Origin of the sequence: Brevibacterium sp. FAM 27836, assembly GCF_051351055.1 — a bacterium.
Classification (GTDB): domain Bacteria; phylum Actinomycetota; class Actinomycetes; order Actinomycetales; family Brevibacteriaceae; genus Brevibacterium.
The window spans coordinates 3,718,762-3,739,131 of record NZ_CP195711.1 but is presented as its reverse complement, the minus strand read 5'-3'; the positions used below and the strand labels follow the sequence as shown (position 1 = coordinate 3,739,131).

16 protein-coding genes are annotated in these 20,370 nt (G+C 65.6%); 8 read left to right on the top strand and 8 right to left on the bottom strand.

Going from position 1 to position 20,370, the window contains the following annotated elements; all coding sequences use genetic code 11:
• Positions 1-55: 55 nt before the first annotated feature.
• The 3 genes from ACSE4D_RS16645 (at position 56) to rpsT (ending at position 2,049) form a co-directional block, all read left to right on the top strand.
• Positions 56-820 carry an endonuclease/exonuclease/phosphatase family protein gene (locus ACSE4D_RS16645; protein ID WP_425120619.1) on the top strand — a complete coding sequence of 255 codons (765 nt, stop codon included), beginning with the start codon at positions 56-58 and terminating at the stop codon, positions 818-820.
• 47 nt (positions 821-867) lie between these two features.
• Positions 868-1,497 (top strand): type II toxin-antitoxin system PemK/MazF family toxin, encoded by a 630-nt coding sequence (locus tag ACSE4D_RS16640; protein ID WP_135541147.1) that lies wholly within the window; start codon positions 868-870, stop codon positions 1,495-1,497.
• A gap of 291 nt (positions 1,498-1,788) precedes the next feature.
• Entirely contained in the window at positions 1,789-2,049 is a 261-nt protein-coding gene (rpsT, locus tag ACSE4D_RS16635) for a 30S ribosomal protein S20 (protein WP_135541149.1), read from the top strand.
• Positions 2,050-2,192: 143 nt separating this feature from the next.
• Here the strand turns inward: rpsT and holA are convergent, their stop codons facing one another.
• From holA to ACSE4D_RS16610, 5 genes are all read right to left on the bottom strand, one after another.
• Positions 2,193-3,176: a DNA polymerase III subunit delta gene (gene holA / locus ACSE4D_RS16630; RefSeq protein ID WP_135541155.1), complete on the bottom strand. Its 984-nt coding sequence runs from the start codon at positions 3,174-3,176 to the stop codon at positions 2,193-2,195.
• Positions 3,177-3,272: 96 nt separating this feature from the next.
• A complete protein-coding gene (locus ACSE4D_RS16625; RefSeq protein ID WP_436326317.1) occupies positions 3,273-5,423 on the bottom strand; it encodes a ComEC/Rec2 family competence protein in 2,151 nt (716 codons plus the stop codon).
• 85 nt (positions 5,424-5,508) lie between these two features.
• Positions 5,509-6,426, bottom strand: a complete 918-nt coding sequence (locus ACSE4D_RS16620) for a helix-hairpin-helix domain-containing protein (protein ID WP_135541157.1) — start codon at positions 6,424-6,426, stop codon at positions 5,509-5,511.
• Between the two features lie 141 nt (positions 6,427-6,567).
• Positions 6,568-7,443 carry a DegV family protein gene (locus ACSE4D_RS16615; protein ID WP_425119558.1) on the bottom strand — a complete coding sequence of 292 codons (876 nt, stop codon included), beginning with the start codon at positions 7,441-7,443 and terminating at the stop codon, positions 6,568-6,570.
• A complete protein-coding gene (locus ACSE4D_RS16610) occupies positions 7,440-8,747 on the bottom strand; it encodes a UDP-glucose dehydrogenase family protein (RefSeq protein WP_425119560.1) in 1,308 nt (435 codons plus the stop codon). The genes ACSE4D_RS16615 and ACSE4D_RS16610 overlap by 4 nt, the downstream gene beginning before the upstream one ends.
• A 96-nt stretch (positions 8,748-8,843) precedes the next feature.
• Between ACSE4D_RS16610 and ACSE4D_RS16605 the strand changes: the two genes are divergently transcribed.
• Positions 8,844-9,560 carry a hypothetical protein gene (locus ACSE4D_RS16605; RefSeq protein WP_425119561.1) on the top strand — a complete coding sequence of 239 codons (717 nt, stop codon included), beginning with the start codon at positions 8,844-8,846 and terminating at the stop codon, positions 9,558-9,560.
• A gap of 133 nt (positions 9,561-9,693) precedes the next feature.
• Here the strand turns inward: ACSE4D_RS16605 and nadE are convergent, their stop codons facing one another.
• Both nadE and leuS read right to left on the bottom strand, forming a co-directional pair.
• Complete coding sequence (gene nadE, locus ACSE4D_RS16600; protein WP_425119562.1) at positions 9,694-10,527, bottom strand: ammonia-dependent NAD(+) synthetase; 834 nt, start codon at positions 10,525-10,527, stop codon at positions 9,694-9,696.
• 34 nt (positions 10,528-10,561) lie between these two features.
• A complete protein-coding gene (gene leuS / locus ACSE4D_RS16595; protein ID WP_436326316.1) occupies positions 10,562-13,477 on the bottom strand; it encodes a leucine--tRNA ligase in 2,916 nt (971 codons plus the stop codon).
• A gap of 190 nt (positions 13,478-13,667) precedes the next feature.
• On the opposite strand from leuS, the gene ACSE4D_RS16590 reads away from it, so the two are divergent.
• Entirely contained in the window at positions 13,668-15,476 is a 1,809-nt protein-coding gene (locus tag ACSE4D_RS16590) for an AMP-dependent synthetase/ligase (RefSeq protein ID WP_436326315.1), read from the top strand.
• 170 nt (positions 15,477-15,646) lie between these two features.
• A complete protein-coding gene (locus ACSE4D_RS16585; RefSeq protein WP_436326314.1) occupies positions 15,647-16,690 on the top strand; it encodes a glutathione S-transferase family protein in 1,044 nt (347 codons plus the stop codon).
• Positions 16,691-16,732: 42 nt separating this feature from the next.
• Here ACSE4D_RS16585 and ACSE4D_RS16580 read toward each other — a convergent pair whose 3' ends face one another.
• Positions 16,733-17,368 carry a DedA family protein gene (locus ACSE4D_RS16580; protein ID WP_436327143.1) on the bottom strand — a complete coding sequence of 212 codons (636 nt, stop codon included), beginning with the start codon at positions 17,366-17,368 and terminating at the stop codon, positions 16,733-16,735.
• A gap of 299 nt (positions 17,369-17,667) precedes the next feature.
• Between ACSE4D_RS16580 and ACSE4D_RS16575 the strand changes: the two genes are divergently transcribed.
• The gene (locus tag ACSE4D_RS16575; RefSeq protein WP_135541171.1) at positions 17,668-18,720 is read left to right on the top strand and encodes a YhjD/YihY/BrkB family envelope integrity protein; all 1,053 of its coding nucleotides are present in this window, start codon (positions 17,668-17,670) and stop codon (positions 18,718-18,720) included.
• 41 nt (positions 18,721-18,761) lie between these two features.
• Positions 18,762-20,189: a glyceraldehyde-3-phosphate dehydrogenase gene (locus ACSE4D_RS16570; RefSeq protein ID WP_436326313.1), complete on the top strand. Its 1,428-nt coding sequence runs from the start codon at positions 18,762-18,764 to the stop codon at positions 20,187-20,189.
• The last annotated feature ends 181 nt before the right edge of the window (positions 20,190-20,370 follow it).

The window sequence follows — 20,370 nt, the reverse complement described above, 5'->3', positions numbered from 1 at the left end:
GCATGCGGAGCTGGAATCCGCGCCTATTCGGGACCCGATCAGGGAAGATGGAGCCATGAGCGAATTCTCGATCATGAGCTTCAATCTGCGCTACCCGGCGATGGACGGCCACCCGGTGGCCGATCGGATGCCGATCGCCGCCGAGCTCATCCGCGCCGCCCATCCGCACATCATCGGCACCCAGGAAGGGGAGCTCGATCAGCTCGAGACCCTCATCAGCCTATTGCCCGAAGAGTACATCTGGCTCGGCGAGGGCCATTCCGGCGGCAATTCCGGAGAGTTCACCGCGGTGATCCTCGATTCGACCCGCTTCGATGTCGATGCCGTCGACATCTCCTGGCTGTCAGAACAGCCCGAGACCGTCGCCTCGGAGTCCTGGGGCGTCTCGCACGCCCGGACCCTGACGACCGTCGACGTCCGCGATCTCGGCACCGGCCGAGGCCTGCGGGTGCTCAACACCCACCTCGATCACAGGTCCGAACGTGCCCGGCTCGAGTCGGGGCGGATCATGGCCGACACCATCACCGAGGCGGCCGGCCCATGCGTCGTCACCGGTGACTTCAACGTCGCCACCGGATCTCCCGTCTACGACTTCTTCTGCTCAGAGCTCGGCCTCACCGACACGGCCGCTGAGGTGCCCGGCGAAGACATCGGCACCTTCCACCGGTACCGGGGACCAAAGGCCGGCGAGCCCCGCATCGATTGGATCCTCACCACGGCGGGCCTGCGCACGATCTCCACGCGCATCGACACGTTCGCCGTGGAGGGGAAGTACCCGTCCGATCACTTTCCCGTCGAGGCGGTTCTCGAGTTCACCTGACTCTGCGGGTCCCGCCGGAGTTCACGCACCTCCATTAGGCTGTGGGCATGAATTGGAAATCACTGGTCAACCGGGCTGCTCGGATCGGGGTCCGGGAGGGCCTGCGCTATCTGCGTCAGTCGCAGTCGAAGAGGAAGTCCGGCACTGCACCGGGCCGCACCGATGTCCCGCGGCAGTCTCCCGCGCCGCAGGGCGGCAGCACCGGGACGAGCGGTTCGCAGTCGAATGGCCCGAACAGGTCGTCAGGATCTGGTGAATCACCTCGATCCGGCGGTGCCTACCCGGGTGACTTCACGGGCCCGCTCAAGGTCAGCTACTCCCCCGACCTCGACGGCGAGGCCGATCCGGGCGAGGTCGTCTGGGGCTGGATTCCCTTCGAAGAGGACTACTCGCAAGGCAAGGACCGGCCGTCGCTGGTCGTCGGTCGGGACGGGAAATGGGTGCTCGCGCTCATGCTCACGAGCAAGGACCATATTCCCGGAGGGGTCGGCGAAGTCCGCGAGGATCGGCACGCCCGCTGGATGAACATCGGTTCCGGTGACTGGGATTCGCAGGGCCGCCCTTCGGAGATCCGGCTCGACCGCGTCATCCGACTCGATCCGACGTCGATCCGCCGCGAGGGGGCGATCATGCCGCGTGAGGTCTTCGACCACGTGGCGAAGAACGTCGGCGCCTGAGACTTCTCTCCCCGGTCTCAGTGCCGTCTCTGCCGAGTGCCGGTGTCGTCCCATGGCGCGCGTCACCTGCCGTCGGTCTGCACCGCCGACACCCTCATGCCGCGGATTTCCGGCCGGGGACTCCGGCCTGTATCATTGGTTGCTGTGTCTTCATCAAGGCGTGTGTCTCGCCGAGGTCGGGTGAAGATGCCGTCGGATCCGATATCGTCGATGTGTTTCCCCGCGGAGACGGTCAGGTCGGTCCGATGCGCCCTCACGACCATGTACCACTAACACGAAAGAGTGTTGAAATTGGCTAATATCAAGTCACAGATCAAGCGGAACAAGACCAACGAGAAGGCTCGTCAGCGCAACAAGGCTGTCCGGTCCGAGGTTCGGTCCTACGTCCGCGTCGTGCGCGAGAACATTGCTGCCGGCAAGAAGGACGAAGCGCAGCAGGCATATGCTGCCGCGGCCCGCATGCTCGACAAGGCTGTTTCGAAGGGTGTTCTGCACAAGAACAACGCTGCGAACCGCAAGTCGCGCATGGCTACGCAGATCAACGCTCTCTGAGCTGACGACTGAGGCTATAGCTTCACGGGGTCCGGTCCGAAAGGATCGGACCCCGTGTCTTTTTCCCCAAATTGCTACTTGACGGGCGCCCAGCAACCTCGCGCGAGGTTGCTGGGCGCCCGTCGGGTAGCAAGTGGTGGGGGTTAGCGGATGCGGGCGAGGCGGCTGACCTCGGAGACGAACCATTCGACGGCATACACCGGGTCACGTCCGCCACCTTTGACGGCCTCATCGGCTTCGGCGGCGGCGATGAGCGACTGGCCCAGCGCCACTTCGTTCCACCGCCGCACCTCGCGTCGGGCGCGGTCGACCTGCCACGGCGCCATCTTCAGCTCCGAGGCCAGCTCCCCGCTGGTGCCGGAGAACCCCTGCACCTTCGCCATGCCGCGCAGCTTCATCGCCACTGCGGCCACGAGCGGAACCGGATCGGACCCTGTCGACAGGGCATGCCGGAGCAGGCTGAGCGCCTTCTTCACATCCCCGGCCACGGCCGCATCGGCGACCTTGAACCCGGTCGCTTCGACCCGCCCGCCGTAGTACTGGTCGACGACTTCGGCGGTGATGGTGCCTTCGGTGTCCTCGATGAGCTGGTCGACACCGGCGTTGAGCTCGGCCAGATCCGATCCCAGCGCCGACATGAGCGCAGCCATTCCCGCCTCATCGATCCGACGCTTCGCCGTTTTGAACCGGGTCTGCGCGAACTTCGCCCGGTCGCTCTCGTTCTTCAGCACGGCCGCATCGATGCGCGGGAATCCGGCGGCGTCGAGTTTCTTCACCAGCTTCGCACCGCGGTTGCCGCCGGCGTGCAGGAGCAGCACGACGGCATCGTCATTGGGTTCGTCGAGGTAGGCCAACGCATCGTTGAGGAAATCCTCCGAGCATTTCTCGACGGCGTCGACGACGATGAGCTTCGAGGAGGAGAAGAGGGAGGGTGAGGCCGCCATGGCCAGCTCACCGGTCTGGTACCCGGCCGCGTCGAATTCGATCTCCTCGGGATCGGACTTCCGTGCCGCTGTGACGATCCGGTCCTTGGCCATGCGCACAAGCACCGATTCGCTGCCGGAGATCATGACGACGGGGGCCGGTTTCGCCGAACTCCACGGGACCAGGGTCTTCTTCACTGCCATGGTTCCCAGCCTATCGCGGTCGACAGACGCGAACCGCACGCACCGGCCCGTGCGACCACACCGAGGCGGTCGCCCCCGGAACCGGTCCGCTCCTTCTCATCCCGGGCTCTCCGGGCAGCCGCGGCCCGTGCTGAACCGTCCTTCGGCATAGAGGGCGACCGACCCGCAATGGTCGGTCCGCAGCACCGGCACGGGTCCGAAAGCCCGCAGCGATCTGCCGGTGGGGTGCCCGTAGCTGTTCTCCCCGACGGACACGACGCCCAGGCGCGGGTGTGCAGCGGTGAAGAACTCCGTCGCCAGATCGGACGAACCGTGGTGCGGGGCGATGAGCACATCGACCGGCTGCACACTCTGCGCGAGCACGAACTGCTCCTCGGCCCCCACGTCCCCGGGCAGCAGAGTGCTCAGCCCCTCCTGCTCGATGCGCACGACCAGCGAGTCCTCATTGCGCAGCTCCTCGTCCTCTCCAGCAGGCACTTCCCGCCGAGGCGGCCACAGCACCTGCGCCGTAATCGCACCGAAGCTCAGCGTCTGCCCGCGATGGGTCGGGACCACCTCGGCGCCGGTGTCGGCGACCATCCGCTTGGCCTCGGCCGAGTCGGCGACGTTCGCGGACACGAAGAGCCGGTCGATCTGCCTCCCCCAGGTCGTTCCCGCGTACCCGGCGAAGTGGTCGGCGTCGAAGTGGGAGATGAGCAGGTCGAACTCTTCGACCCCGGACTCGTCGAGGCAGATGTCGATGGGTTCGGATTCCTTGCCGGTGTCGACGACGAGCCCCCGACCATCGCCGAGGTTGATGACCGCTCCGGATCCCTGCCCGACATCGCAGACGAGGACGAGCCAGTCGGCGGCGGGAGGTTTCGACCGCACACTGATGACGACGGCGGCGGTGAGGACGAGGCACAGGACGAGGACCGGCAGACCCCATAGGCGACGATGCACGAGCAGCCAGGTCCCCACCGCGGCGATCCCGAGCAGCCCCACAGCCAGCAGGGTCCCCCAGGGTGGGACCGGCCAGTCGAGAGCCGCTCCGGGCAGGCCCGCGCAGAACCGGGCGATGAGGACGATCCACCACGCGGGCAGAGAACCGAGCCCGGCGAGCACGGCCGCGACGAGGTCCGGGCCGAGCAGTCCGGTGGAACCGATTCCGGAGCTCACGAGGCTGAGGAACCCGGCCACGGTCGCCGGAAGAACGGCGGGCGCGGCCAGGGCGTTGGCGGCCACGGACCAGAGCCCGATGCGCGGGTCGATGGCCACGAGCACCGGGGTGCAGGCCAGTTGGGCGACGAACGGGACGATGACAGCGGTGACGAGCACGCTCGGCAGCAGCGGGAAATGGACGGCGAGTCGGCGCAGCAGGATCGGGACGACGAACATGATCGCGGCCGTGGACACCACGGACAGGACGAACCCCACCGAGGTGGCCAGGACCGGGACGAAGGCCAGAAGCAGGCTCGCCGTCGAGCACATCACCGCCACCGGTGAGATCCCTCCCCCGCGCAGGAACACGAGCGCCGCGGCGATGGCCATGCCGGCGGCCCGGATCGCGCTGGGTTCGAAACCGACGATGAAGACGTAGCCGATGCAGGTGAGCACTCCGATGCTCACACGCAGGCGCGGTCCTGCCCGGCAGGCGCCCGCGAGCAGGCCGGCTCCGAGGCTGACGATCGTGACGTTGCTGCCCGAGACCGCTGAGATGTGGGTGAGCGAGACAACTCGCATCTCCTCGGCCATCCGCGCGTCCTGTGGTCCGGTGTCCCCGACGACGAGTCCGGGCAAGAGGCGTCCTCCGTCGTTGCCGGCGGCCAGCGCGTTCGTGCGCAGCTCGGTGCGCAGATGCTCACGCCATTGCCAGGTCCCATTCGGTGCGATGAGCACTTCGGGGGCGGTCTCGGTCGTTCGGATGTCGTCGAGGCGTTCGGTGCGCATCCGCACCTTCGCCCCGTCGTCGACGGCTTCGGGGCTGAGCACCTCGGTGAACCCGGTGCCGCTGAGCAGGGTCAGCCGGGTCCAGCCGGTGGCACCGGGCTGGCTGTGACCGACGACGATGCCGACGCTCTCGTCCTTCCCGTCCGGTCCCCGTGCGGCGGTCAGGGCGGTGATCTGTATCGTCAGCAGGCACGCGAAGACGACGAGACCCACGCCGAGGTGGTGGTGCCGTCGCAGGAGGAGAAACCCGAGGGCACCGAACAGCGGCGTCAGTGTCAGCGCCCAGGGTCCTGGGGCGAAGAGGGCACTGGTCCACAACCCTGCCGCGCAGCACAGGAGCCGGACCGACCCCGGCCACAGTTGAACCCGCGATCGCAGCCAGGCCGACACGGCCGCTGCGCGTTCAGCCCACCGTGACAAGGTCTTTGAGGCTTTCGAAGGTCTTCGGTCCGATGCCTTTGACGAGCAGCAGATCCTCGACGCTTGCGAACGGTTGGCTCTGCCGATGGCTGATGATGGCCTCGGCGGTGACCGGACCGACCCCGGGCAGGGTCTGCAGGGTGGTGAGGTCGGCGGTGTTGAGATCGACCTGTCCTGCCGCTTCAGGGCCACCGGCGGCCCCGCCTGCTCCTGCTGGGTCCGGCCCGGTGCCGCTGGAACCGTCTGCGCCGGTTCCGGCCTCGGCGCCGGCGCCTTCGGCCGCGCCCGCGGTGTTGCCGGCCGACTCCGGTTCTGTCCCGGCGGGTTCTTCTCCTTCCTGCGGAATGTGGATCTGTTCGCCGTCGGCGAGCACCCGGGCCAGATTCACCGATTCGGCGTCGGCCCCCTCTTTCAGACCGCCGGCGGCTTCGACGGCGTCCTCCACTCGGGCCCCGCTGTCGAGAGTGACCACGGACGGTGATCTCACGGCTCCCGTGACATGGACGATGACCTGTCCGGCTGCCTTCGCCGAGGCGGTTCCCGCCTCCCCATTGCCGGTTCCCGCCGCTGCAGCCTGGCCGGACTCATCGTCCCCGGCCGTCGTCGAGGACCCGACCGGTTCGGAGGCTGCTTCCCGACCGTCGGCCTGCTCTGCGGGGTGTTCGCCGGTGGCTGTCGGTGTGTGCCGGTCGGCGGGGCGGAAGAGGAAGAATCCGAGGACGAGCACTCCGACCGTGGCGATGGCGACCGCGACGAGGACAGGCAACCGCACCCGCCGGGGTGCCACAGGCTCTTCTTCACCGGCGGAGTCAGCGGTGAAGACATCGCCCGGCACCCACCCGCCGCGCTCGGCGCTGGCGTTGAGGAGCCCGGCGAATCGATCATCCGGAGACACAGCCATGGTCCGAGGCTAGGACGCGTCCCGGCGGCGAGCGAGACACAGAAAAGGGCCTGTGGACGGCGCTTCTGCGTCCCCAGCCCCCAGGCGCCTGAGTCAGGCGCCCGTCCCCACGATTCGGTGGCGGAGTCGGTGCTGCAACCCTCAGGGGGTCGTCTGGACGCTCACCCCGATCGTGCCGGGCCCCACATGCGCGGTGATGATTGTCGACAGCGTCCGGAACCGGGTGTCGAAGCCGAGCTCGCGCAGGCGGTCGGTCAGGGTCGCGACATCGGCATCGTCGGTCTCACCTTCGGCCTGCTGGATCTCCACGGCCACATGCGCACCGGAGTCGGAGAGCTCATCGGCCGCGGCGACGCTGAGCGCCACCATCTTCTCGAGGGCCTTGGCGCGGGTGCGCACTCGAGCCAGGGGCACGACGACGCCGGCATTGAGACCGAGCACCGGCACGATCTGCAGGGCCCTGCCGAGCAGCGATTCCGCGGCTCCGATGCGGCCGCCTCGGCGAAGGTGTTCGAGGGTGCCGGGGGCGAAGAAGGTGCGGGTCTCCCCCGCACACCAGTCGGCGACGGTCCCGGCGATGGATTCGACGTCGAGTCCCTGCCGGATGCCGGCCACGGCGATGTCCAGGGCTCCGGCCTGCCCCGCCGAGGTGGACCGGGAGTCGACGACGTCGATGAGCATGTCTTCGGCTTCGGCGGCCTTGACAGCCGAGTCGCAGGTTCCCGAGAGCTCACCGGACATGGTGATGACGATGAGGGCTTCGGCCCCGCGGCTGCGGAGACCGGAGAAGGCCTGAGCGAATTGGTCCGGGGTGGCCATCGAGGTCGAGACCTCGGCGCCGGCGGTCATCTTCGCGCACAGCTGGCCGGCGTCGATCTCGCCGTCGGCGAAGGCGACTCCGCCGACGAGGACGGTCAGCGGGACCACAGCGAAGAGACCGTCGGTGGCTTCTTCCAGCGCCTTCGATTCGGCTGGCGACAGCTGTGCCGTGGAGTCGGTGACCAGCCCGATCCTCATGGACGGCCCAGAGCTCGATACGTCCACCCGGCCTCGCGCCAGAGCGCGGGAGTGAGCACATTGCGGCCGTCGACGAGGACGTGCCCGTTGACCAGCTGCGCGGTCTCCGCCGGGTCGAGATCCCGGTATTCGCGCCATTCGGTCAGCAGCAGCACAGCATCGGCACCGGTCAGCGCCTCCGCGGTGTCGGCAACGTAGTTGAGTTCGGGGAACGAGATGCGGGCATTGCCGATCGCCTGCGGATCGGTGACGGTGACGACTCCCCCTTGGGTGGCGATCAGCCGGGCCACGGCAAGTGCCGGGGAATCGCGGACATCGTCGCTGTCGGGTTTGAACGCCGCACCGAGGACCGTGATCTTCTTGCCGATGAATGACCCGCCGAGGGCGTCGCGGGCGATGTCGACCATGCGTACGCGACGACGCATGTTGATCGAGTCGATCTCCTTGAGGAATGCCACCGCCTGATCGGCGCCGAGTTCACCGGCACGGGCCATGAACGCGCGGATGTCCTTCGGCAGGCAGCCGCCGCCGAAGCCGAGGCCGGCGTTGAGGAACTTGCGCCCGATCCGATCGTCCATGCCGATGGCATCGGCCAACTGGGTGACGTCGGCACCGGAGGCTTCGCAGAGTTCGGCCATGGCGTTGATGAATGAGATCTTCGTGGCCAGGAATGAGTTCGCCGCGGTCTTGACGAGTTCGGCGGTGGCGAAGTCGGTGACCATGCGCGGGGTGTCCTCGGCAAGAATTGCCGCGTACACCTCGTCGAGGACCGCCGCCGATTCCTGCCCGGCGGCACCGGGCGCGACGCCATAGACCAGACGGTTCGGGTGCAGGGTGTCTTCGACGGCGTGGCCTTCGCGGAGGAACTCGGGGTTCCACATCATCGCCGCACCCGTGTCGGCGATGACACCGGCCAGTCGGTCCGCCGTGCCGACGGGAACGGTCGACTTGCCCACAACCACGGATGTCGGAGTCAGGTGCTCGTGCAGGGATTCCACGGCGGCGTCGACGAAGGTGACGTCGGCGGCGAACTCGCCGGGCTTCTGCGGAGTGCCGACACAGACGAAATGCACGCGCGCACCGGCCGCGCGGGAGGCATCGGTGGTGAATTCGAGTCTGCCCTTGTCCTGAGCCTTCACGAGAAGTTCACTCAGTCCCGGTTCGAAGAAGGACGGACACCCGGAGGTCAGCGCCTCCACCTTGGCTTCGTCGACGTCGACACCGATGACCTCATGTCCCAGAGAGGCCATGGCCGCCGCATGCACCGCGCCCAGATATCCGCAACCGATGACTGAAATCTTCAAGCTGAGCTCTCCTGCGAATAGGCATGCGTTTTCGCACCACACTATATGCCACCCGGTTGCACGATATGTGGAGGTTGAAACAGTAGGCTGGGAAATGTGAAGCGTTTCCTGGATTTCCTCACCAACTCACCGGCCGCCGTGACGTTTGCGGTGCTCACCGTGCTCGGCATTGTGGCCTTCGCCATCCCCGCACTGCACCCTGCCGCGTGGATCATCGGGCTCGTGCTGTGCCTGGCAGTGATCGTGGCGCTGCTGATGTTCCACGGTGAATGGCGGCGGTCCCAGCGGCAGATCGATGCGCTGCGCCAGCAGCTGAGCACCGAGCGCGGACGGATGGACACACCCGGTCTCACCCCGGTCGAAGACACGATCGAACTGCTTCCCGACGAGCGACGCGCCCGACGGATCCTCGAACTCATCCCGGATTCAGGCGGCCTCGTCCAGTCGCTGCGTCTCGATGCCACCTTCGGCACTCTCGCCGTCGACGAGCTCGAGCCCCTGTACACGTTCTGCGAAGAGTTCAAGAAGACCAGTTTCGACAATCCGCGCTCGCACACCGCGTTCATGAACCTCTACCGGGCCGCAGAAGGTCTGTCGCTGTGGGTCAAGGACGAAACGCAGGTATCGGACGAGGATTCGACGACTCGTGAGATCCGGCCCGGTGACGCCCGGAACGAGGGCTGGCGCGAGTACACGGAAGCTCGCAGCCGCGGCGAACGCCTCAGCGACGAATTCGTCTCCTCCCGCTGGGAGTTCAACCAGACTGCGCTCGAACTCGGACTCGTCTCCGGAACCCCACCGTTCACCGACTGAGTGGGCATCTGCCGGATCCCGACGGCAGCTCCCGACGGCAAAGAGTCCTGACTCCGGAAACATCTGACCGCCGCTGACGCAATCGTCAGCGGCGGTCAGATGTTTCGCCGATGCCTCGGTTCTGCAGAAGTCCTCAGTGCCGGATCCACCAGGTGTCCGTCGGGGCCACCGGGGTGCGCCTCTTGTGTTCGGAGCGCCGGTACTTCTCGATGAGCGCCGAGGCGGCCGCCGCCTCGATCTCCTTGCCTTCGAGGAAATCGTCGATCTGGTCGTAGCTGAGACCCAGCGAGGATTCGTCGGTCTGCCCGGGTTCGTCATCGAGCAGATCCGCCGTCGGGACCTTGACGATGAGGTGCTCGGGAGCGCCGAGGTGGGCCAGCAGGGCCCGACCCTGCCGCTTGTTCAGTCCGGCCAGGGGGACGACATCGGCCGCACCGTCACCGAACTTCGTGAAGAAGCCGGTGACCGCCTCGGCGGCGTGATCGGTGCCGACGACGAGCGCGCGCTTCTCCCCCGCCAGCTCGAACTGTGCGATCATCCGCATCCGGGCTTTGACATTGCCCTTGCCGAAATCCGTGATCGGTGTGCCCGTCGCCTTCTCGTACTCATCAGCGGCCGCATCCGTGGCGGCACCGATGTTGAGGACGACCTCATGGTCGGCACCGATGAAGGACATGGCGTCCTGAGCGTCCTGCTCATCGGTCTGCACATGGTGGGGCAGGCGCACCGCCCAGAATTCGGCCTCGGCACCGCGGCGGCGCAGATCCTCCACCGCCAGCTGACACAGCCGACCGGCCAAGGTGGAGTCCTGGCCGCCGCTGATGCCGAGCACGAGACCCTTCGCACCGGTGGTGAGGACATAGTCGACGAGGAACTCGACCCGGCGTGCCACCTCGGTGGCGGGGTCGATCGTCGGTCTCACTCCGAGCTGAGAACGGATCTGCTCCTGAACGGTTTCGACTCTCATTGACTCTCGATCCTGCGATTGGCCGCGCCGTTTCTCAGGCGTCGGGAACGATGTTGACCAGCTTCGGTGCGCGCACGATGACCTTGCGCACTCCCGCACCGCCGAGCGCCTTCACGGCATTCGGCGATTCGAGCGCCAGCTTCTCCAGGTCGTCGGCGCTGATGTCCGGGGAGACCTCGAGACGGGCGCGCACCTTGCCCTTGACCTGCACCACGCAGGTGACGGTGTCGTCGACGAGGTGCTGCGGGTCCGCTTCGGGGAAGGTCGCATAGGTGACCGTCGATTCGTGACCGAGACGCTGCCACAGCTCCTCCGCCATGTGCGGTGCGAAGGGTGCGAGCATGACCGTCAGCGGCTCCAGCACCTCACGGCTGGCCCCACCCTGCTTGGTCGCATGGTTGGTGAGCACGATGAGCTTGGAGATCGCGGTGTTGAACCGCAGATGGTCCATATCGTCACGGACTCCGTCGATGACCTGGTGGAGGACCTTGAGCGAGGCGTCATCGGCGCCGCCCTCCTCGACCACGGACTCGCCGGTGGATTCGTCGACGAAGAGTCGCCACACACGCTGCAGGAAGCGGTGAGCGCCGACGACGGCTCGAGTCTCCCACGGACGGTCCTGCTCCAGCGGTCCCATCGACATCTCGTAGACGCGGAAGGTGTCGGCACCGTAGGCGTCGTACATCTCATCGGGCATGACCGAGTTCTTCAGCGACTTGCCGATCTTTCCGTATTCGCGGTTGACCTGCTCGCCGTTGTACCAGAACGTCAGCTCGCCGTTGCTCTCGGTCCTCTCCTCCACCTCGGCGGCGGGGACGTAGACACCGCGGGAATCGGTGAAGGCATACGCCTGGATGTATCCCTGGTTGACCAACCGGTGGAAGGGCTCCGAGGAGGAGATGTGCCCGAGGTCGAAGAGGATCTTGTGCCAGAACCGGGCGTAGAGCAGATGGAGCACGGCATGCTCCTGACCGCCGACGTAGAGGTCGGCACCGCCGCGCGGCTTCGACTTCCGCGGTCCCAGCCAGTACTTCTCATTGACCGGGTCGACGAGACGATCGTCATTGTGCGGATCGGCATAGCGCAGCTGGTACCACGAGGATCCGGCCCAGTTGGGCATCGTGTTCGTCTCGCGGTGATAGGTCTTGAGACCGTCGCCGAGGTCGAGCTCGACCGTGGCCCAGTCCTGGTTGCGGCTCAGCGCGGGTTCCGGACGGCTGTCGGCGTCATCGGCGGCGTAGGTGCGCGGGGCGAAGTCGTCGACCTCGGGCAGCTGCACGGGCAGCATCTCATCGGGCAGGGCGATGGGCGTGCCGTTCTCGTCATAGACGATCGGGAACGGTTCGCCCCAGTAGCGTTGCCGGGAGAACAGCCAGTCCCGCAGTCGGTACTGCGTCGACTCCGTGGCCAGGCCCTTGTCCGCCAGCCACCGCGTCACCGCGGCCTTGGCCGCATCGATATCGAGCCCGTTGATGTCGAGCTCGGCGTTCGCCGAATTCACCATCACACCGGTGCCGGTGTAGGGAGTGTCCTCATCGTGGTCGGCCGGAGGCTGCACGGTGCGGATATAGGGCAGGCCGAACGTCTTCGCGAAGTCCCAGTCGCGGGCGTCTTCGGCCGGCACGGCCATGATCGCCCCGGTGCCGTAGCCCATGAGGACGTAATCGGCGATGAACACCGGAACTTCGGCCCCCGTCGCCGGGTTGAGCGCATAGGAGCCGGTGAAGATGCCGGTCTTCTCCCGGCTCTGCTGCCGGTCAGCGTCGGTCTTGGCCGCCGCGGCGCGCTGGTAGGCGGCGATCGCCTCGGCGGGGGTGGCCCCTCCCCCGCGCCAAGAGGCGGGTACGGACTCGTCCCAGGCCGCGGCGGTGAGCTCGGCAACCTGCGGATGTTCGGGGCTGAGAACGAGGTAGGTGGCACCGAACAGGGTGTCCGGACGGGTCGTGTACACCTCGATCTGCCGGTCATCTTTCCCGGCCACGGGCAGGCGCAGCAGCGCACCCTTCGACCGACCGATCCAGTTGACCTGCATGGCGTGGATCGCATTCGGCCAATCGAGGCCGTCGAGGTCGTCGATGAGACGGTCGGCGTAGGCGGTGATGCGCATGTTCCACTGGCGCAGCCGGCGAGTGAAGACCGGATAGTTCCCGCGTTCGGACAGGCCCTCGGCCGTGACTTCCTCATTGGCCAGCACGGTGCCCAGGCCCGGGCACCAGTTGACCGGGGACTCGGAGACATAGGCCAGCCGGTAGCCCTGCAGGACATCTTCCTGCTCGGTCCCGCTGAGAGCGGACCAGGCGCGCCCGTCCGGGGTCGAACGGGCACCGGAGGCGAACTGTTCGATGAGAGTCTCGATCGGGCGGGCCGCTCCCTTGGGCTCGCCATCGGGGGTGGTCGCCTCGGGGTCGTACCAGGAGTTGAAGATCTGCAGGAAGATCCACTGCGTCCATTTGACGAACTCGTCGTCGGTCGTGGCGAAGCGGCGGCGCACATCGTGGGCCAGACCCAGACGACGCAGCTGTTCGGTCATGTTCGCGATGTTCGCGTCGGTGGTGATGCGCGGGTGCTGACCGGTCTGGACGGCGTAGAGGTCGGCGGGCAGTCCGAAGGCGTCGTACGACAGGGCGTGCATGACATTGTGTCCGCGCATGCGCTGGTAGCGGCCGTAGACATCGGTGCCCAGATAGCCCAGCGGGTGGCCGACGTGCAGCCCCACACCAGAGGGGTAGGGGAACATGTCCATGATGTAGAGGGATTCGCGCTCACTGAGATCCGTCGGCGGACTGTAGGGCGAGGAGGCGTCCTGGGAGGCGAGCTCGCCGAGGTCTCCGGTGGGGTTCGGGGTGTGGAACGTGCCCGATTCCTCCCATGTGCGCTGCCACGACTTCTCGATCTTCTCGGCCAGCGCCGCATCATAGCGGAAACCGGTCTCCTCAGGGTTCGTCGTCATTACCTTCCTTCGCTGGACAGACGTGAGCGGGTTCCGACCATCGTACTCTGAACACCCCTCGATTCGACTTGGTTAGACTGCTCACAGAGCGTTCAGTGACGACTTATCACAGCAAACGTGATCGATTTCACTGTGCACCGGTCGAACGGTAGGATAACCGGGCAGTAACTTACGTCCTCGAAGGAGACCCATGAGCCCAACGACAATGCCGCAGGCGACGACGCCCGTCGCCGGATTCGAAGTCGATACCGTCTCGTCGACGACCGATATCTTCCTCAAGACCGTGGCCGACGGACCGCAGCGGCCGCTCGTGGCCACACCGAACGGTGACGGTTGGGACGAGATCCCGGCACAGCAGTTCCTCGACGAAGTGCGCGCTGCTGCCAAGGGACTCATCGCCATGGGAGTCGAAGCCGGCGACAGGATCGCGATCTTCGGCCCCACGTCATATGAATGGACGCTCAGCGACTACGCCGTGTGGTTCGCCGGCGGAATCTCCGTGCCGTTCTACGACACCTCCTCCGAGGAGCAGCTGGCGTGGATGCTCGAGGACGCCGATGTCGCCCATGGCCTCGTCTCGACTCGCGATCATGCGAAGCGTCTGACCACCGCAGCGGCGGCAGCCGGCCTGCCCGAGCCGGAGCTGCGTGTCTGGGATGCGGACGCCTTCGCCGAGCTCGCCGAGGCCGGGCGCGGGATCAGCGATGAACAGCTCGAGTCCGCCCGGTCCCAGGCCACGGGCGACTCGGTCGCCACGATCATCTACACCTCGGGCACCACCGGCAAGTCCAAGGGCTGCGTGCTCACTCACGGCAATTTCGTGCAGACGGTGCAGTCGGCGCAGTCGCAGATCCCCGACGTCTTCGCCGAAGGCATGCGCTGCCTGCTGTTCCTGCCGCAGGCCCACGTGTTCGCACGCTTCATCGAGGTTCTGGCCATCAGCTCCGGTGCGGTTCTGGCCCATCAGTCGGATCTCGCCAAGCTCACCGACGCCATGGGCAGCTTCCGCCCGTCGTTCATCCTCGGTGTGCCTCGCGTCTTCGAGAAGGTCTTCAACGCCGCCTTGTCCAACGCTCAGTCCGGGGGCAAGGAGAAGATCTTCCGCCGCGCCGAACAGGTCGCCGTCGCCTACTCGAAGGCGCTCGACACCGGCAAGGTGCCGCTGAGCCTCAAGCTCCAGCACGCCGTCTTCGACAAGCTCGTCTACTCGAAGCTGCGCGCGGTCATGGGCGACAACGTCTCTCATGCCGTCTCCGGCGGCGGCCCAGTCGGCGAGCACCTGGGCCATTTCTTCCGCGGTCTGGGCATCGTCGTCATCGAAGGCTACGGCCTCACCGAAACCACCGCCCCCATCACCGTCAATGTGCCCGACAAGTCGAAGATCGGCACCGTCGGCGTACCGCTGCCGGGAGTCACGGTGGCGATCGCTCCCGATGGCGAGATCCTGGCCAAGGGCGTGCCGATCTTCCGTGAGTACTGGAACAACCCGGAGGCCACGGCCAAGGAGTTCCACGACGGCTGGTTCGGCACCGGTGACCTCGGATCCCTCGACGAGGACGGCTATCTGACGATCAATGGCCGCAAGAAGGAGATCATCGTGACCTCCAGCGGCAAGAACATCGCCCCGGCCCCGCTCGAAGACCGGCTCCGTCGACACCCGATCATCGGTCAGCCGGTCGTCGTCGGAGACAACCGGAAGTTCGTCTCCGCACTCATCTTCCTCGATTCCGAGATGCTGCCGACCTGGCTGAAGAACCATGACCTGCCGCAGATGGATCTGCGCGAGGCCGCTGCCGACGAAGCGATCCGTGCCGAGATCGAGAAGGCCGTGGACTCGGTGAACAAGACGGTCTCCCGCGCTGAGGGGATCAAGAAGTTCACGATCCTGCCCGTCGAGCTCAGTGAGGAGAACGGGTATCTGTCGGCCAAGCAGTCGGTCAAGCGCCATTTGGTCAGCAAGGACTTCGCCGCCGATATCGACGCTCTCTACGCGGACTGACCAGTCACGCTTCACAGGGGCGGCCCGGGCGAGGACTGAGAGGAGTTCGCGCCCGGGCCGTCTCTGCATTCACGCGGATGCGGTCACACCGCACTTGCCGGATGCGCCGCGAGAGGTCGTAAGCTGAAGCCAGAAGTCTCAACTCACCGACACCGACGGAGGGGCACGACATGTCCGAAGACACCGATCACACTCCCGCTTATGTGACCGAAGGGCAGGAGTTCAACCGGGACACGAACTACATCGACGATCGCATCCTCAACGATCCGAATGCGCAGTGGCCGGTCGAACCCGGTCGGTACCGCCTCGTCGCCGCCCGCGCCTGTCCGTGGGCGAATCGCACGATCATCGTCCGCCGTCTGCTCGGCCTCGAGGACGTCATCTCCATCGGCATGCCCGGGCCCACTCATGATGCCCGCTCGTGGACGTTCGACCTCGATCCCGGCGGAGTCGACCCGGTGCTGGGCATCGAACGTCTGCAGCAGGCCTTCTTCGCCCGCTACCCGGACTACCCGCGCGGAATCACCGTCCCGGCCATCGTCGACATCCCCACCGGCGCCGTCGTCACCAACGACTTCCCGCAGATCACCGAGGACTTCTCCACCCAATGGTCCGACTACCACCGCGAGGGTGCCCCGAACCTCTGGCCCGAGGAGTCCCGGGAAGAGATGGCCAAGGTGATGCGCCACATCTACACGGAGATCAACAACGGTGTCTACCGCTGCGGTTTCGCCGGTTCCCAGGACGCGTACGAGGCGGCCTTCGATCGTCTGTTCAATGCTCTCGACATCGTCGAAGATCGGCTCAGCCGTTCACGATTCCTCATGGGTGAGACAATCACCGAGGCGGATGTGCGACTGTTCACCACGCTGGTTCGCTTCGACCCCGTCTACTTCGGCCACTTCAAGTGCAATCGTCAGCCGCTGACGGCGTTCGAGAACCTCTGGGGATACGCCCGCGACCTGTACCAGACGCCCGGGTTCGGCGACACCGTCGATTTCGAGCAGATCAAACAGCACTACTACATCGTCCACCAGGATGTGAACCCGACGCAGATCGTGCCCAAGGGCCCGGATCTCTCCGGCTGGCTCAGCGATCACGGCCGTGACCGGAAGTTCGGTGGATCACCCTTCGGCGACGGGACTGCTCCCGGACCGGTCAAGCCCGGCGAAGAGGTCTCCCCTGCACATACGGCATCAGCCTGGGGCAGTTGATACTCGTGTGAGCTGATTCCTGGGTGAGCTAAGAGCTCGGACTCAGGAATCGAACTGTCCGGACTCGATATGATCGTCTTCGGTCATATCGAGGCCAGCGGCCTTCTTCCGCCGCTGTTTGCGGACCTTGAACACGACCCACACGATGACGAAGACGGCGACTGCGACGATGACGAGATTCTGGAAGTAGCCGGCGTATTCCTCCACGATGGACCAGTTCTCGCCGAGTGCGAAGCCCGCGACGATGAGGATCGTGTTCCAGATCGCACTGCCCACGCTCGTCAGGAGCACGAATTTCGGCAGGCGCATGTCCCTCATGCCTGCAGGAATGGAGATCAGAGACCTGAAGATCGGGATCATCCGTCCGAAGAAGACCGCTTTGTCACCGTGGCGATCGAACCAGTCGACGGTCTTGTGCACATCGTCGACATCGACCAACGGCATCTTCACCGCCACAAACGCAATGCGCTCGATGCCGATCCACTTGCCCAGCGCCCACAGCAGAACGGCTCCGACGAGCGAGCCCACAGTGGCGAAGACGATCGCAAGCACGATGTTCATCTGCCCCTGGCTCGCAGTGAAACCGGCCAGGGGCAGAACGAGTTCGCTGGGGATCGGCGGGAAGATGTTGTCGAGGAAGACCATGATCCCGACGCCCACCGGGCCGAGCGCCTCCATGACGGCCACCGTCCATGCCGAGAACCCGCTGAGGTTGTCTGCCGCGCCGCCGCCGGCGGCGAGAGCGTCACCGGCGGCAAGAGTTCGACCGGCAGGATCGCTGCCGCTCGCGGTGAGGGCGAAAACGGCAGACGAAGTAGTCGAAAAGCTGATCGGCATGGTCAAAAGTCTAGATAAGGGCGCGGCCTGCCGCTCACAGTGCGCTCACAACGGCTAGTGTGGAAACGGACACCTCCGGGCGGGAATCGAAGGCACCTTCCGGGCAGATATCTATGGGCAGACATCGAAGGAGCAAACACGTGGCACCTGCCAAAGTATTGGCCTCGCGCAACAACGTCGCCGAGGCCGGGCACAAGGCCGTCAACAGACCGGGCCCGGCGCACCTCATGCGCGCGGTCCAACGTTTCGGTCAGCGTCTGGGCAATCAGTTCGGTGCCGCGATCACCTACTTCCTCGTCCTGGCCGTCATGCCGATCGCGATGTTCACCTTCTCCGGTCTCGGTTTCGTCCTCGATGTTCTGCGCCCCGATCTTGTGCCTGTCGTCACCGACAAGATCGAGACCTATGTCTCGGGCAATTCGAGTCTCACTGCACAGCTCGAGAACTTCCTCACCAGCTGGCAGTCGGTCGGAATCATCGCGATTCTGGCGGCCCTCTACACCGGCCAGGGTTTCATCGGCAATCTCGGCGCAGCCGTGCGTGCTCAGCTGCACGCCGATTTCGAAGACGCTGTTCCGGACAAATCCTTCGTCCAGAAGATCATCTCGAACGTCGGCACTCTGCTCGGGCTCATCGTCGGCCTGCTTCTGACGGTGGCGCTGACCATCGTGGGCACCGGGATGGGTTCTTGGATCAGTGAGAGTCTCGAACTCGGCGGTTTCGGCTCAGTGTTGCTGAGGATCGTGCCGTTCGTCATCACCCTCGGTGCAGCATGGCTGATTTTCATGTTCCTGTTCACCACCTTGCCCGAACGACCCGTGGGCAAGCAGGCGAAGGCCAGAGGCTCACTCCTCGGTGCTGTGGCGTTCACGATCCTGCTCAACCTGGCTACCGTCCTCGTCGACATCTTCTCCGGGAACAAGGCCGCCGGTGTGTTCGGATCGATTATCGCGATCATGCTGACGATGAACATCTTCGCCCGCATCGTCCTCTTCGTCGCCGCATGGATCGGCACCGCAACCCCGCCCCGCCCGCAGGAGGAAGAGAGCCCCGAGTACCGTTTCGTGGAGCCGAAGGTCCAGGCGCAGAGCCTCGGTGCTCTGTTGGCCGGTGCGGGCATCGTCGCGCTCACTCTGCTCGGATTCCGGCGACTCGAGGAGCACCAGTCCGAAAGCGACTCGGTGAGACGTTAGACTTGGCTCGAATCCGCTAACTGATCGAGGAGACACGACCTTTGACTGATGCAACGACGGCTCGCCTGGACGACTGGGCGAAGAAGCAGACCGCCGCCGAAGAACTCATCCCGCTCGTCGGACGCCTGTACCGCGAGAATGACGTGCTGCTGACACTGTTCGGGCGGTCGCTGCTGAACAAGTCGGTGACCGGCATGATCAAGGCCCACCGCTACGCCCGCCACTTCCTCGGTGAAGACCTCGATATCCAGGTCACGCACCGGATCGTCAAGGCGCTGTCCGGTCTCAATCTGGCGCCGGCCCGCATCGATCTGGGCCGCCTCATCGAGAAGCTCGATGATCCGAATGCCGATGTCGATGCCTTCCTCGCAGCCGAGCTGGCCGAAGTCGTCGATTCCCAGGCCGGTCAGGGCGAAGTCCGCGACGTCGTACTCTACGGCTTCGGCCGCATCGGTCGCCTGCTCGCCCGCATCCTCATCGACCGCGCCGGCGGCACCGGAATGCGTCTGCGCGCCATCGTCGTGCGCAAGGGCGGTGAGAACGACATCGTCAAGCGTGCGTCGCTGCTGCGCCGCGATTCGGTGCACGGGTCCTTCGACGGCAGCATCGTCGTCGACGAAGAGGCCAACACCATTCAGGCCAACGGCACCCTCATCCAGGTCATCTACTCCGATGATCCCTCGCAGGTCGACTACACCGCTTACGGAATCAACGACGCGATCATCGTCGACAACACCGGCAAGTGGCGCGATGACGAGGGCCTGTCGAAGCACCTCGCCAGCCCCGGAGCCTCGAAAGTCCTGCTCACCGCACCGGGCAAGGGAGATGTCAAGAACATCGTCTTCGGTGTCAACGACGACGCGATCGCCGACTCGGACACCATCGTCTCGGCAGCTTCGTGCACGACGAACGCGATCACCCCTGTGCTCAAGGCGATCAATGACAAGTTCGGTGTCCGCAACGGACACGTCGAGACGGTCCACTCGTTCACCAACGACCAGAACCTCATCGACAACTTCCACAAGGGCTCGCGTCGCGGACGTGCCGCCGGGCTCAACATGGTGCTCACCGAGACCGGTGCTGCCAAGGCCGTAGCCAAGGCACTGCCGGAGCTCGCCGGGAAGCTCTCGGGCAACGCGATCCGCGTTCCCACCCCGAACGTGTCGATGGCGATCCTCAACCTCAACCTCGAGAAGGCCACGAGCGTCGACGAACTCAACACGTTCCTCCGTGAGGTGTCGATGCACTCGCCGCTGCGCAACCAGGTCGACTACGTCACCTCCCCCGAGCTCGTCTCCACCGACCTCGTCGGCTCCAAACGAGCCGGTGTCGTCGACGGACTGGCCACGATCGTCGACGAGGACCGCGTCGTCGTCTACGTCTGGTACGACAATGAGTTCGGCTACTCCTGCCAGGTCGTGCGCTGCGTGGCCAAGATGGCCGACGTCGACGTTCCGGCATATCCCTGACATCGCCGAGGCGGCTCACCGAATCCTGAGATGATTCCTTGGTGAGATGCTGAGACAGGCGCTCGGAGTCTTCGGACTCCGGGCGCCTTCGTCATTCCCGTCGGCGTCACAACCCCTCGCCAGCGTCACAACCACCCACAAGTGCCGCAACCCCTCGCCAGCGTCACAACCTCCCACCAGC

What these genes read in the sequence shown, in the direction of transcription:
- ACSE4D_RS16645 (WP_425120619.1), top strand. Translation starts at nt 56, where the DNA reads ATGAGCGAATTCTCGATCATGAGCTTCAATCTGCGCTACCCGGCGATG.
- ACSE4D_RS16640 (WP_135541147.1), top strand. Translation starts at nt 868, where the DNA reads ATGAATTGGAAATCACTGGTCAACCGGGCTGCTCGGATCGGGGTCCGG.
- holA (WP_135541155.1), bottom strand. Translation starts at nt 3,176, where the DNA reads ATGGCAGTGAAGAAGACCCTGGTCCCGTGGAGTTCGGCGAAACCGGCC.
- ACSE4D_RS16620 (WP_135541157.1), bottom strand. Translation starts at nt 6,426, where the DNA reads ATGGCTGTGTCTCCGGATGATCGATTCGCCGGGCTCCTCAACGCCAGC.
- ACSE4D_RS16615 (WP_425119558.1), bottom strand. Translation starts at nt 7,443, where the DNA reads ATGAGGATCGGGCTGGTCACCGACTCCACGGCACAGCTGTCGCCAGCC.
- nadE (WP_425119562.1), bottom strand. Translation starts at nt 10,527, where the DNA reads ATGAGAGTCGAAACCGTTCAGGAGCAGATCCGTTCTCAGCTCGGAGTG.
- leuS (WP_436326316.1), bottom strand. Translation starts at nt 13,477, where the DNA reads ATGACGACGAACCCTGAGGAGACCGGTTTCCGCTATGATGCGGCGCTG.
- ACSE4D_RS16590 (WP_436326315.1), top strand. Translation starts at nt 13,668, where the DNA reads ATGAGCCCAACGACAATGCCGCAGGCGACGACGCCCGTCGCCGGATTC.
- ACSE4D_RS16585 (WP_436326314.1), top strand. Translation starts at nt 15,647, where the DNA reads ATGTCCGAAGACACCGATCACACTCCCGCTTATGTGACCGAAGGGCAG.
- ACSE4D_RS16580 (WP_436327143.1), bottom strand. Translation starts at nt 17,368, where the DNA reads ATGGAGGCGCTCGGCCCGGTGGGCGTCGGGATCATGGTCTTCCTCGAC.